9 protein-coding genes are annotated in these 13,979 nt (G+C 40.2%); 6 read left to right on the forward strand and 3 right to left on the reverse strand.

The window, feature by feature from the left end; genetic code table 11:
- Window positions 1-229: 229 nt before the first annotated feature.
- The 6 genes from NDQ71_RS14830 (at window position 230) to NDQ71_RS14855 (ending at window position 8,884) form a co-directional block, all read left to right on the forward strand.
- Window positions 230-2,458 (forward strand): TonB-dependent receptor, encoded by a 2,229-nt coding sequence (locus NDQ71_RS14830; RefSeq protein WP_301561776.1) that lies wholly within the window; start codon window positions 230-232, stop codon window positions 2,456-2,458.
- A 2-nt stretch (window positions 2,459-2,460) separates the two neighbouring features.
- Window positions 2,461-2,946: a GAF domain-containing protein gene (locus tag NDQ71_RS14835; protein WP_301561777.1), complete on the forward strand. Its 486-nt coding sequence runs from the start codon at window positions 2,461-2,463 to the stop codon at window positions 2,944-2,946.
- A 2-nt stretch (window positions 2,947-2,948) separates the two neighbouring features.
- A complete protein-coding gene (locus NDQ71_RS14840) occupies window positions 2,949-5,018 on the forward strand; it encodes a hydantoinase/oxoprolinase family protein (protein ID WP_301561778.1) in 2,070 nt (689 codons plus the stop codon).
- A gap of 8 nt (window positions 5,019-5,026) precedes the next feature.
- Entirely contained in the window at window positions 5,027-6,679 is a 1,653-nt protein-coding gene (locus tag NDQ71_RS14845) for a hydantoinase B/oxoprolinase family protein (RefSeq protein WP_301561779.1), read from the forward strand.
- A 100-nt stretch (window positions 6,680-6,779) separates the two neighbouring features.
- Window positions 6,780-7,577: an aspartate/glutamate racemase family protein gene (locus NDQ71_RS14850; protein WP_301561780.1), complete on the forward strand. Its 798-nt coding sequence runs from the start codon at window positions 6,780-6,782 to the stop codon at window positions 7,575-7,577.
- Window positions 7,578-7,654: 77 nt separating this feature from the next.
- Complete coding sequence (locus tag NDQ71_RS14855; RefSeq protein WP_367318003.1) at window positions 7,655-8,884, forward strand: M24 family metallopeptidase; 1,230 nt, start codon at window positions 7,655-7,657, stop codon at window positions 8,882-8,884.
- Between the two features lie 163 nt (window positions 8,885-9,047).
- Here NDQ71_RS14855 and NDQ71_RS14860 read toward each other — a convergent pair whose 3' ends face one another.
- The 3 genes from NDQ71_RS14860 to coaBC form a co-directional block, all read right to left on the reverse strand.
- Window positions 9,048-11,822 (reverse strand): prolyl oligopeptidase family serine peptidase, encoded by a 2,775-nt coding sequence (locus NDQ71_RS14860; RefSeq protein WP_301561781.1) that lies wholly within the window; start codon window positions 11,820-11,822, stop codon window positions 9,048-9,050.
- Window positions 11,823-12,034: 212 nt separating this feature from the next.
- Window positions 12,035-12,622, reverse strand: coding sequence for a nucleoid occlusion factor SlmA (gene slmA / locus NDQ71_RS14865; protein WP_192542381.1), 588 nt, complete (start codon window positions 12,620-12,622; stop codon window positions 12,035-12,037).
- Between the two features lie 115 nt (window positions 12,623-12,737).
- Entirely contained in the window at window positions 12,738-13,943 is a 1,206-nt protein-coding gene (coaBC, locus tag NDQ71_RS14870) for a bifunctional phosphopantothenoylcysteine decarboxylase/phosphopantothenate--cysteine ligase CoaBC (protein WP_192542391.1), read from the reverse strand.
- Between the last annotated feature and the right edge of the window lie 36 nt (window positions 13,944-13,979).

Below are 13,979 nucleotides of genomic sequence, written 5' to 3' on the forward strand. Positions count from 1 at the left end.
TCAGCATTACAATTAAATAGTCCAATTACTTATTTTATCAAGGTAGCTTAAAATATACATCAAAAGAATAGCATTTACGACTTGTTAACACCTACCTATGTGGGTAGGCATTTATCTCAATAAATATTTTCTACCCGTTAGCTGTATTGTTAGAACCCGCTCTCCTGATTAGCATGAACCGTACATCTCCATACTAAATTCTAAAATGAAAAAAATAGATAGTAGGAGGATGGTTAACCAACAACAGGGGCTTGATATGCCAATCAATATTAAAACTATAAAACACTCTTTGTGTGCATGTGCAGTTGCGTCTGCCATTGTGCCTTCGACATTACTCGCAGCAGAGGCTAAAGGTAATGATTCAGCTACCAGTGAAATGGATGTCATTCAGGTTACTTCTCGTCATAGAACAGAAAGCATTCAAAATGTTCCTATTGCTATTACCGCATTTTCTGAACAAGAAATAGAAGATATGGGGATAGAGCGAGCCAGTGATTTTATTGCCATGACTCCTAATATGAGTATTAGTGAAACACAAAATGCGGGAACTAGCTTTATTACTATTAGGGGGCTTTCTCAAGTTAGAAATGGCGAGTCACCAATCGCTGTTTCTGTTGATGGTGTACTTCAAATTAGTCCAAATCAATTCAACCAAGAGCTATTTGATATTGCTCAAATTGAGATCCTTAAAGGTCCTCAGGGGGCTTTGTATGGTCGAAATGCAATTGGTGGTGCAATAAATATTACCACTAGGATGCCTACAGAAGAAACAATGGGGTACATAGAAACTGATATTGGCAATGGTGGCTTAAAGTCAATAACTGGCGCTATTAGTGGCTCACTGTCTGACGATTTTCTCTATAGATTGACTGCTTCCAAAAAAGACTTTGATGGCTTGATCGATAACGTTTATTTGGATGAAAAAGTTGACTTTCAGGAAGATACAAATCTGCGAGGACGGTTTATTTGGAATATTTCAGATTCTTTTACTGCAGACCTTCGACTAGCACAAGGTAAGACTGAAGGGGGGGCTGTTAACTATGTGTATCAGCCGTTGTTTGGAATTAATGATGCAGATGATACCAGTGTTCAAATTGAATCGAATAACTTAGGTTATAACGAGCGAGATATTCAATCACTTGCTTTAAAGCTAGACTGGCAGCTAGAAGATCTAACCGTGTCTTTTATCACTGCAAGCGATTCACTCGAAGAAATTTTAGGAGGAGAACAATTTCCTTTTAGTCGTGCCAATTCAGCAAATTCACCTTTTGGTGAAAATAATCTTGATGGTACTCAGACACAATATTTAGATGTTAACTCTACTAGTTATGAACTTCGTTTTTCTTCGAATGACGATGAGGATTTACGTTGGATAGCAGGCGTTTATCACCTGCAAACTGAACGCTATTTATCGACAACAACGGGGCTAGATTTAGGTCTTGGGCTACCTGTTATTAAAACGGAGCCTTTAGGCCCAGATTCTATAAGCCCAACATTAACATTCAATGCTGATGATAATGACAATAAAGCTTATGCCGCATTCGTACAATTTAACTATCGCTTTGACGAAGACAATGACTTATCCATTGCTGGTCGCTATGACATGGATAAACGTTCGCAAATTAACCGCTCTCCTGTGGAGTTTGATGCTAACTCTGGACAAATTCGAGATGCTGAATTTAAAAAGTTTCAGCCAAAAATTTCTTATACCTATACAGGAATAGATAACTACTCACTTTACGCCACATATTCACAAGGTTTTAGAAGTGGAGGGTTCAACCAAAATGGTGTGGGTGAACAAGCAAGCTTGATCGGAGTCGATGGTGTAAGTGATTTATATAAAGCGGAAGAAACCACAAACTATGAAGCGGGTTTGAAAGCATTATTTCCAAAACAATCAACAAGATTTAGCGCTTCAATATTCAATACTACCATTGATAATCAGCATTACTTTTTGTTTGTTGGCTCTTTAGGGGCGCAAGTTTTAACTAATGTAGATGAAGTTAAGCTAATTGGCGGTGAGTTTGATTTTAAAACGACCATCGGCGAGAGCTTGGATTTCTATGGTAGCGTTGGCGTTACAGATAGTGAAATAGAGAGCTTTTCTCTAAATCCTTCAGATGTCGGCAATGAAGCCCCTTATGTTCCTGAATACACCATAAACCTCGGCCTTCAATATACTGCTGAATGGATTAGTGGTTGGCAAAATATGGTTACTTTCGATGTTAATAGAATAGGAGAGCAATATTGGGATACCGGTAACTCAAGTGCTCGAGGTAATGTCGATTTAGCCAATTTACGCCTTGGTTTCAATAGTGACGATGGAAAGTGGAACGTCAACTTATGGGCTAAAAACCTTTTTGATACTAAATATAATGCCGAGTGGGTATTAGGCGGTTTTGCGTATCCTGCTGCTAATCGAACGTACGGTATAGAGCTGCGTTGGAATATGGAGTGACTATGACTATTTTTGAAAAAGAGTTACGCGAAGCTTTCCATCTTGGAAACATGCAAGAGCTGTTTGAAGCTTTAGAAGGAGAAATAAAAAGGCATTTTAAGGTCAAGCTCTTAACAATTACCGTGATAGATATGAGTCAACGTAAAGCGAAAAGATTATATAGCTCGAATAGTGAAAGTTATGCAATTGGTGGCTTTAAAGACATAGAGGATAACGCGTGGACAAAGCATGTGATTGAACAAATGAAGCCTTTTATTGCTAATGAACACAGCGAATTAGCAAAGGTTTTTTTCGATCATCAACTCATTGCAGATCTTGGGCTTGGAGCTGTAATTAATTGGCCAGTAGTGTTCAATTCGCAAGTGATCGGCACTGTTAACCTACTAGCAGAAGAAAGAGCTTACTCAGATGTTGAATTACAACATTTAGAATCTATGACAGCTTGGTTGAGCATCCCATTTTTCATTGAATTAGCAAATAAGGAATAGTCATGACAGAACGAATTTTTGTTGCCACAGATGTCGGCGGAACGTTTACAGATTTAGTATGTTTTAGTGAATCAACTGACTCTGGTATTCAGCAATTAAAAACAGCAAAGAGTGATACTACACCCCCAAATTTTGAGGCTGGAGTACTCAACGTTTTAGATAAAGCTCAGGTTAATGTACATGATATTGATGTTATGGCTCATGGTACAACCGTAGTTATAAATGCATTGACCGAGCGCAAAGGGTCGAAAACCGCACTGATCACTTCTAAAGGCTTTAGAGATATTTTAGAAATTGGTCGGGGCAACCGACCTGACTTTTTCAATCTAAATTACCAAAAGCCAGAACCATATGTACCTCGTTATCTACGCTATCAAATAGAAGAGCGTATTTCTTATCTGGGTGAAGTTCAAACCTCTCTAAATTTAGATTGTTTACCTGAAATGCTTAAAAGCATGAAGAGTGAGGGGGTTGAAGCGATTGCAATTTGTTTATTGAACGCCTACATAAACCCTGATCATGAGCGTGCTATCGCTGCTGCTATTGCTAATTATGATGATGAATTTGAAGTGATTTGTTCATATCAGGTATCAAGAGAGTGGCGTGAATATGAGCGCACGAGTACAACAGTGTTATCGGCTTATGTGCAACCAATCGCTTCTCGTTATTTAGAAAATCTAAGCCTTGGACTGAAAGAACGTGATTTTCAAGGGCAACTCTATGTAATGCAATCTAACTGCGGTGTTGACACGTTACAAGCTGCTAAGCAAGTACCTATTACTATGGTTGAATCAGGTCCAGCAAGTGGTTTTTGGGGAGCCGCAGCGCTTGGTAAAATTATTGGCGAGAAAAATATTATTGCATTAGATATTGGCGGTACAACGGCAAAATGTACTTTGATAAATAATGGCGAGGTACCGATTAGTTCGGATTATTACATCGAGCGGAGTCAGACCTCAGCAGGCTACCCAATAATGGTTCCCGTTGTTGACTTAGTTGAAATTGGCAATGGAGGCGGCTCTATTGCCTGGGTAGACGAGTTCTCAAAATTGCACGTTGGCCCTCAAAGTGCTGGTGCATTACCAGGACCCGTTGCTTATGGGAAGGGCGGCTTAAACATAACAACCACAGATGCAAATTTGGCCTTAGGTAGAATAAATGCTGATTATTTCTGTGGTGGTGAAATAAAAGCTGATATGCAAGGCGTTGAGTCTTCATTGCAGCAGCTTGCAGATAAGTTGTCACTAACACCTACTGAAGTTGCGCGTGGCGTCATTCGGATCGCCAATAATAATATGGTCAACGCGTTAAAACTTGTGTCAATCAATAAAGGGCATGATCCACGTGACTTTACTATGGTTGCTTTTGGTGGTGGTGGTGCAATGCATGCTTGTGCTTTAGCCACTGAGCTTGGCATCAAGAAAGTCATTATCCCAGCCACAGCCGCTGTCTTTTCAGCGTGGGGGATGATGATGTCTGATATTCGTCGAGACCGATTAATGACCTACCTTTGCGCATTTGATAACTCAAAAGTTGCTGCAATCAATGAGCAAATTCAGCAGCTTAAAAATGAGTTACACGATTCATTTATCGAAGAGAACATGCCAGAAGAACGCATCTCTTACCAAGTGTTCGGAAAGTTCAGATATCAAAATCAGGAACACTCAATCGAAGTACCCATGCCAATTGAGCTTGTGGCTAATGAAGTTGCAAACGTTACCGAGTTATTTCAGCAAATGTATGAGAAAGAATATACATACCGACTGGATTCAGCAGTAGAGCTTGTTGGCTTACACCTTGTTGGTCAGGCTGAGATTAGCAAGATAAAACTGTCTAAGAAAAAACCATCAGGTCGCTTCTTAAGTGAAGCGATAAAAGGAGAGCGGCTTGTTGATTATGCTCTTGAGGGAGCACATAAAGCTGTTATTTATAATGGCGACTTATTTGAGCCAAATATGTCTTTTTCAGGTCCTGCAATTATTGAGCAGACAGGTACCACCATCGTAGTTCATCCTAATCAAGATGTTAATATTGATGATTATTTAAACATTATTATTACGAAAAGCGAATAGAGGTAATTATGAATAAACATGATCCAATTACATTAGAAATAATTCAAAACTCTCTACGCTCTATCAGCGATGAAATGTTTTCTACAATAGCAAAAACTGCGATGAGCCCTATCATTTATGAAGTGCTAGATATGGCAACGGCTATTGTTACGCCTGAAGCTGAATTAGCCAGTGCTGGCTCAGGTATCCCCTCATTTGTAGGAGCTTTAGATAAATCAGTCGCAAAAGTTATCGAGATTTATGGTGCCGAAAATATCCATGATGGTGATATTTTTGCAACTAACGATCCGTATTATGGTGGAGTGACACATTTAAACGATATGGTGCTGTTGAAACCGGTTTTTTGTGAACACAAAATTATTTCTTGGACCGTAAATATTGCGCATTGGAATGATGTTGGCGGTAAATCTCCTGGGTCAATGTCAATTGATGCGACAGAGATATTCCAAGAGGGTATTCGTGTACCTGCGGTTAGGATCTTCTCACAAGACAAACCTATAGATAGCGTCTTCAATATGATCGTATGTAACTCTCGTATGCCTGACTTTTTAAAAGGAGATATGTGGGCACAAGTATCAGCATTGAGGCTGGGCGCTAAAAGAATAATCGAGTTGGCAGAAAAATATGGAGTAGATACTTACCTATCGGCTGTTGAAGGGTATTTAAACTTTGGAGAGCAGTTAGCGAGAAACCAAATTCGAAAGTTACCAGATGGTATCTACAGTATTCAGGATCTTCAAGATAATGGCAGTATTCTAGATGTTTCAATGGAAGTCAGAGGTGATGAATTACATATAGATTTAACCAATGCGCCAGTACAAAGCTCAGGCCCTGATAACTTATCAAGAGACGGTACGTTACTTGGTTGCCAAATGGCGCTTATGGGGTTAATCGGCGATAGAGAAATGGCCAATGGTGGTTGCTTCCGTCCCATGATAGTAAATACAAAGGAAGGTACCATCTATCACGCAATAGAGCCTGCAGCTTGCGGAATTTATTTTGAAACAATGATCCGTTTAAACGACTTATTATGGCGATGCTTAGCTGAGCAAATCACTGATCAGCTCCCTGCAGGAAACTTCTCGTCAATTTGTGCAACTATCATGGGGGGCACACATCCAGATACAGGTCGTCACTACTCAATAATAGAGCCTGAAATTGGTGGGTGGGGCGCAGGACATGGATTTGATGGAGTCAACGCGATGTTTTCAGCGATGCATGGCGATACATTTAACTGCCCTGCAGAAATAGCAGAAGCACGATATGGGGTAACAGTCGGACAAATGGCATTGAATGATGAAGATGGTGGCGCGGGAGAGTTCCGTGGTGGTAAAGGTATAACCTTAGATTATGTCATAAGAAATGATCAAAGCTTCCTCACCTGTGCATACACAAGATCGAAAGAGCAGCCTTGGGGATTACTAGGAGGCCATTGTGGCACTACCAATAGAATTAATGTCGTGAGAACTTCTGGAGAAGTTGAGCGTCATTCGATGTCAACAGAAGTAACTGTAAATAAAGGCGATATTGTACGTGTTATAACAGCTAATGGTGCAGGTTATGGTGACCCTAAAAACAGAAAACGTTCAGCAATAGAAAGTGACTTAAAAAATGGCTATGTCTCGCAAGATTATGCCAAACAAGTCTATGGCTTTGAGTAATTAACTTAAAATATTGTTGGAAAAATAGCAAATTTTACTATGTAGCTCTTTGGTAATGTCAGAGAGCTCTTGGTTAAAAAATATCAGAAAGGAAATTAGAATGTCAGATAATTCAAAAATAAAACTTCGTTGGCTTAACCCTATTAGCATCCCTTCTTATGATGAACCGATGGGGCAAATGATTAAAGATGTAGCCAACACAGATACGAGCATCGAAGTGGTATCTCTAAACAGCCCTATAAAGATGGATAATTTGGAGTATCGGTATTACGAATCCTTAGTCTGGGGAGAAATATCACGCATAGCATATGACTCTGATAATAATGATATTGATGCAATGGTAATTGGATGTTTCTATGATCCTGCACTGGAAGATTGCCGCGAGATATGTAAAAACACAATTGTTGTTGCTCCCTGCCAAGCTAGTATGCAAGTAGCGGCGAATATTGCGAACAAGTTTTCAGTGATAGTAGGGCAAGAAAAATGGATTGAACAAATGACTGAACGTGCACACCGTTATGGATTTGCTAATTATCTATCTTCAATGCGTTCAATTAATATAGCTGCAAACGCCCTACAGTGTGACCCTGAATACACCATTCAACGGATTATTGAGGAAGGACGTAAGGCTGTTGAAGAGGATAAAGCAGAAGCACTGATCCTTGGATGCACATGTAATTTTGGTTTATACAAGAAAGTTCAAGAAGCTTTAGGCGTGCCTGTGATTGATCCGCTGTTGGCTGCGGTAAAAAGTGCAGAACATCTCGCTGGTATGAAAAATCAATTTGGGTTGAAGCCGAGTAATAAGTGGAGCTCAGAAGCTCCACCTGAAATTGAGATGCAAAAATTTGGGTTGGATATATACCCTGCTCCAATTGGCAATAAAGTGTCTTATTAGTTTACATCTCCCTAAACTTCTAGCGGTATTTTTTATAGAAAAGTAGTTGCCGCTTTTTTACTTAGAGGTATTTAATCATGTCAATTGGAGTTGGTGGGAAAACAGTTAAAGAGGCACTAGCAAGCTTAACTGATATGTCACAAGGTATAGAGGATATAACTGTCTCAGAATACCAACAGCGAATTTTAAAAGCACAGGGTGCTATGAAAGAACAGTGTGTTGCGGCCATGTTCATTTCACCAAGCAGTAACTTAACGTATTTTACAGGAATACAGTGGCGAGCAACGGAAAGACTACTTGGTGCAATAATTCCAGTTGAAGGGCCTGTCATATACATAGTTCCAAATTTTGAATTGAGTAGCTTTAAACAGTGCATAATTGTTGAGGGGGAGCTAGTTACTTGGCAAGAGCACGAGAATCCATATGAGCTTGCCATTAAACTGTTTTTTCTTAAATTGAAACCAGAGTATTATAATTGGGAGTTAGCGTTATGCGGGGCAATGCAACATGGTATGGCAAAAAAATTAGCCGACTTCGAGCCTAACTTTAAATTTAGCTGTGCCGATAAAATCACTGAACCATTACGTCAAATCAAGTCTCAAGCGGAGATTCTGATATTAAAACGAGTAATGGAGATGACACTTGCAGTACAACAAGCAGCTGCAAGTATTTTGTCCCAAGGAATTAGCAGTAAAGATGTCGTTGAGTTTATAGATCTGGCTCACAAAAAAGTAGGAGCAACGGGTTCTTATTTCTGTTTAGTACTCTTTGCTGAAGCGTCAGCAATTCCTCATGGTATTAAAGGTTGGCAAACTCTGAAAAGTGGAGATATGGTACTGATCGATACTGGCTGCAAGTTTAAGGGATACACATCCGATATAACCAGAAGTTACGTATTTGGTATCCCTACGAAACGACAAAAGCAAGTTTGGAATATTGAAAAAGAGCTTCAGGAAGTAGCTTTTAATGCTGCTAGATTACATCACACTTGTGCGTCGGTTGATCAGCAAGTAAGAAACCGATTGCTTGAACTTGGGTATGGTGAAGAGTATTCGCTACCAGGTGTCCCACACAGAACGGGCCATGGAATTGGCTTGGATATTCATGAAGGGCCTTACCTTGTTGGTGGCGATGATACTAAGCTAAGTGTTGGAATGTGCTTTAGTAATGAGCCAACTATTTGTATACCGAAGCAATTTGGTGTGCGCTTGGAAGATCATTTTTATATGACAAAAACTGGGCCGGTTTGGTTCACCGAGCCAAGTAAAAGCCTAGCAGACCCATTTGGATTATCCTGCAATGAATAATCCGCTCTTTGTAAGAGGCCTATAAATAGTAGATACTTTGCTAAAACAGACAAATATTAAGTCAAGAGGCTGTTGAGATTATCGACATAAGTTGCTTTTTTATGAGAAACAAAACGCCTAGCAATTGCTGGGCGTTTTAATTTATAGTTGTTTATTCCTCAGCTCATTCTTCAATAAATGCTTCGCCTTCAGTCATCCACTTAGCGGCTGGTTTGCCTTTTAAGTAATGATCAAAGTACTGCATCATCCGAATTGAAAAATCCACTTGGTTCGGGAATTTCTTTAAGTGATGCGGTTCACCTTCATACTGTAAAAACGTCGCATCTTTACCAGCACGGCGCAGCGCTAAATAATACTGCACACCTTCGTGCCATGGCACAGCGTCATCCTTATCACCAAACATGATTAAAATCGGCGTATTTACTTTATCTGCAAAAAATACCGGTGAATTTTCAATATACAGCTCTGGTGCTTCAAATAAGGTCTTACCGATGCGGCTTTGTCCAGTTTCGTATTGGAACTGACGTGCTAAGCCTGATTTTAAGCGAATACCGCTGTAGGCACTGGTCATATTAGACACTGGTGCACCCGATACGACGGCTTTAAACATATCGGTTTGAGTGATCATAAAGGCACTTTGATAGCCCGCCCAAGAGTGACCTTGCAGACCAATTTTATCAGGATCAGCAATACCTAAATCAATCAGTTTTTGCGTAGCATTGATCATGGTTTGGGTTGATGATTTACCAGGGTGACCGATTTCAAAACGAATGTCAGGTAAGAAAATCGCATAGCCGTTTGAAGTAAACATAGGAAAGTTGGGGCGGTGGTTTAACTCCATCGCTGGGAAGTCATACATGCGCTGACTCATATAACGATAAAAATATACCACGACTGGTACTTTATCGCCTTTTTTATAGCCCGCGGGCTTAATTAATACGCCTTGTAAGTCTTCACCATCAAAACCTTTATAGCTGATTAGCTCAGGTTTTTGTCCCCATGCAAAATCATTCACTTGTGGGTTTAAGTCAGTAACGCGTTTTGCTTTGTTAAAGCTAAAATCGCTTTGATAAAAATCAGGGAATTGCTGATATGTTTGCTCGGTAAATAAATATTTATCGGCGTGTTTCGCTTTTTTCACTACATCAAAGCGTTTTTTACCACTTAATACTTTACTAACAGAGTTATCGGCAAGGTTAAGTTTTGCTATCTCTGTTTGTTTTTGCTGTAAGTTTGTAGCGCTAAGTAATAAAGTTTCATCTTGCTTAAAGCCGACTTGGTCTTTATCAAGTTTGATAACCCGATACTGCGTATTACTTACCTTACCATTAGTTAACCGAGTGGCTTTTAGGGTGTTAACGTCAAATGCCCAAATATCGTATTTGCTATACACCAATACTTGGCTGCTATCGTTAAGCCAACCTGCAACACCATAACCTGGTTGAGCTGATGGGTAATCGTGTTGATCATCGGCGAACGTTGCTTGAATTGCTTTTGTTAGGGTGCTTACTTTATTGCTACCTAAATCTTTAAGTTGCACTTGGCTATTTTCAAAGTAAGTGGCGTATTGACCATTTGGCGACAGGCTAGGTCTAAATGGGTAGTCACTGATAATTGCTTTGCGCTCACCATTTTGAACATTCACAGCATAATAGTCGGCAAAAAAACCACCGTACATTATACGTTTAAGATAAGGTAAGTTTGAAGAACCAAGTAATGCGGTGCGATTGTTAGTGTTCAGCGCTACATCAGGCATGTCAGTGCTACTTAGTTGCGCAACTTGTTTGCCATTCAGATGGTAAACAGCTTGGTAATGGCGATTCTTATTCGTTTCATTCCACTGTTGTTGTTCGCGTGGTTTAATTTCGGCATCGTTGTTATGCCAAACATTAAGGCCTTTTTGATCGCGTATTGTATCGTAATCAAATAACGAGGCTTGATCGGTGTATTTCTTTTCTGTAATTTTTGCTGCTAACTTAGGGTGATTCTCAAAGTACAAGCGTTCACCGTCTTCGGACCAGCTCAATTTTGCTGTTTTGCCGATAGTCCAATTTTTTTCAGGTGAGGTTATATCTGTGAGTTGCTCGTTTTGCCATAGTTTGAGTTGATGATCGCGACGACGCATATCGTCATTCACATAATTACCAAGTGTAAATGCGGCAATGTTTTTTGTTGGGTGCCAAGCTATTTTATTTGCCACCATGCCTGGTTCGTCAATTAATACACTAGATTCAAAAGTACTATTTAATGTAATTAACGCCACCTGGTTATCGCTACCATCTGGGTAGCTTTGGCTAACAAGTAGCTCGTTGCTTGATGCATTAATAGCGTAACTAAACACGCTATTTACAGTGTAAGTTGTTTCATCTTGTAAATTTACAACAATCAAATCAAATGTTTTATCTTTCTTGTCTGGTTTAATTTCACTTGATTTATCTGTATTTTTTGCATCATCGCTATCTGCACTTGCATCGTCTTTATCGGCTTTTTTATCTAAGCGATACGCTAACCAGTTACCATTATCAGCAAGTTGATAGTCTTTTAGGTTTTCAAAAACCTGTTGCTTACCAGTGGCTGTATTAATCAAAACCAAATTGTTTTTTAGGGTGTCTTTGTTTTTACTGGTTTCTTTTTCAAGCAAAGTAGGGACTTGAGTAAAGGCTACCCAGTTGGCTGCTTTATTGATGGTAGGTTTAGTGCCGCGCTCAATTTCGGCAAGCAGTTTATTATTGTTTAAAGTATAAACTTGGCCTGTTGCATCGCCGCGATATGGTGTGGCACTAAAGCTGAGTATTTCGCCATTTTCAGATAATTGTGTTGCTTTAGCGGTTTTAAAGTCGAATACATTTTTAAATTGTAGCGCATCTTTTGCATCGGCAGCAGCGCTACTTAGGCTTGCAACGAGGGCAATGCTTAGTAGGGAAAGTTGGGCTTTCATTATTGATTCTCTTGTTATTTAATCACCTCCATCATAACGGGTTTGTTAAACAATTCGAGTAGAAACGATAAGTGGTCGAAAATCGAGGTTGAACAAATAAAAAACCTTGCGAGGGAATTCGCAAGGTTGATAATTTTAGGTTCTAGGTTCTAGGTTCTAGGTTCTAGGTTCTAGGTTCTAGGTTCTAGGTTCTAGGTTCTAGGTTCTAGGTGCTATAACCAAATCTTCTGCAGCTCTAGCCACTGCTTTTCAAATTGTGCGCTAGGCTTCGCTTTAAAGTCACTGCGTACGAATTGATTCATTTTGCCTTCGATATAGGCAAGTAAAAAGTTGGCTATAGTTAGCTCATCACTTTGAAAGGTTTTGCCTTCGCGCAGCTTTCGTTCACGTAGTACTTGTTTTAGCTGAGTTTCAAGCTTTTCAAACAAACCTTGTACACGCTCACGTAACCGTTCTTGCTCACCTTGCAGTGCGTCACCCGTTAAAATGCGGGTGATACCGGGGTTTTTTTCAGCGAAGGCCAACAGTAACAATAAAATATTATAGACACGGCTTTGCGTCTCTTTTTCATTTTCAAGAATTAAGTTAATACGCGAAAGTAACGTGTCTTCAATAAACTCAATTAAGCCTTCAAACATCCGTGCTTTACTCGGGAAATGACGATATAGCGCTGCTTCAGATACACCTACTTCAGCAGCTAGTTTTGCTGTTGTGATACGTTGACCTGGGCTGGTTTCTAACATCTGTGCGAGTGCTTGTAGTATTTGCTCTTTGCGATTACTTCTTTTTGTCGCAGGCATGAACATTCCTTTCTTTTATAATAATTTACTTAGCTTTTGTGGTTGAATACCACTCACTTTTTGAACAAGCGATTAAGGCTATGTTAATGTTTTATTCAGCTTCTTGCCAGCCTTTTTACAACCGTTTCGCAAGCTCTGTCATTACACTCAGTGCTAATGCGCTTTTGGTATCGATAGTTAATTCTTTTTGCTCATTGTGCCAGAATAATGTTAAAGCATTATGATCTGAATTAAAGCCAAGGCCATTTTGTGATACGTCATTAGCGCAGATCATATCTAAGTTTTTGTTGGTCAGTTTTCCTTTTGCATAACTTGCAACATTTTGCGTTTCAGCAGCAAAACCCACGGTATAAGGGCGGCCATCAGTTAAGTTGGCAACGGCAGCAATCACATCAGGATTTTTCACTAATGTAACAGTCAGTTCGTCTCCTTGTTTTTTCATTTTTTGCTCGGCAACCGCGGCTGCACGATAATCGGCAACCGCCGCACAGCCAATAAATGCGTCTGAGTGAGGGGCAAAAATAAGCGCTTGTTCAAGTAATTGCTCTGCACTTTCTATTTTAATAAGGTTAACGCCTGCAGGGGCAGTGATTGTAACAGGGCCGGAAATTAAATTAACCTGCGCACCTAATAACAAGGCTGCTTGCGCTAACGCGTAGCCCATTTTTCCAGAGCTGTGATTCGATATAAAACGCACCGGGTCGAGTGCTTCGCGGGTTGGACCTGCGGTAATTGTAATGGTTTTGCCAACAAGCAGTTGTGGCTGCGCAGGTTGTGTGCATAAAGCAACCAGTTCATGAGGTTCAAGCATCCGCCCTGCACCTACATCGCCACAGGCTTGCTCGCCTTTTCCTGGGCCCCAAATAGCAATGCCGCGCTGTGCTAAGGTTGCTAAATTAGCCTGCGTAGCCGGGTGTGCATACATTTGTTGATTCATCGCTGGCGCTACGGCTACTTTAGCAGGTGTGGCTAATAGCAAGGTAGTGAGTAGGTCATCGGCAATGCCTGCGGCCATTTTAGCAATGATGTTGCTGGTAGCTGGTGCAACTAAAATTAAATCAGCCCATTTTGCAAATTCAATATGGCCCATTGCGGCTTCAGCTGAGGGGTCAAGCAAAGAGTCTGACACTATTTCACCACTAACTGCTTGCATAGTAAGTGGAGTAATAAAATGTTTGGCTGATTCAGTCATCACCACTTTGACATCACAACCATGCTCTTTTAAACGCCTAACTAGTTCGGCACATTTGTAAGCGGCAATACCACCGCTGATCCCCAGTACAATTTTTTTATTTGCTTGTGCTGTCGGTAAATTGGTCATTAACTTTGTCATACTCTGCTGAAACTCTTTGTCGAT

This window comes from Pseudoalteromonas sp. KG3 (assembly GCF_030436385.1).
In the GTDB taxonomy this organism is placed as follows: Bacteria; Pseudomonadota; Gammaproteobacteria; order Enterobacterales; family Alteromonadaceae; genus Pseudoalteromonas; species Pseudoalteromonas prydzensis.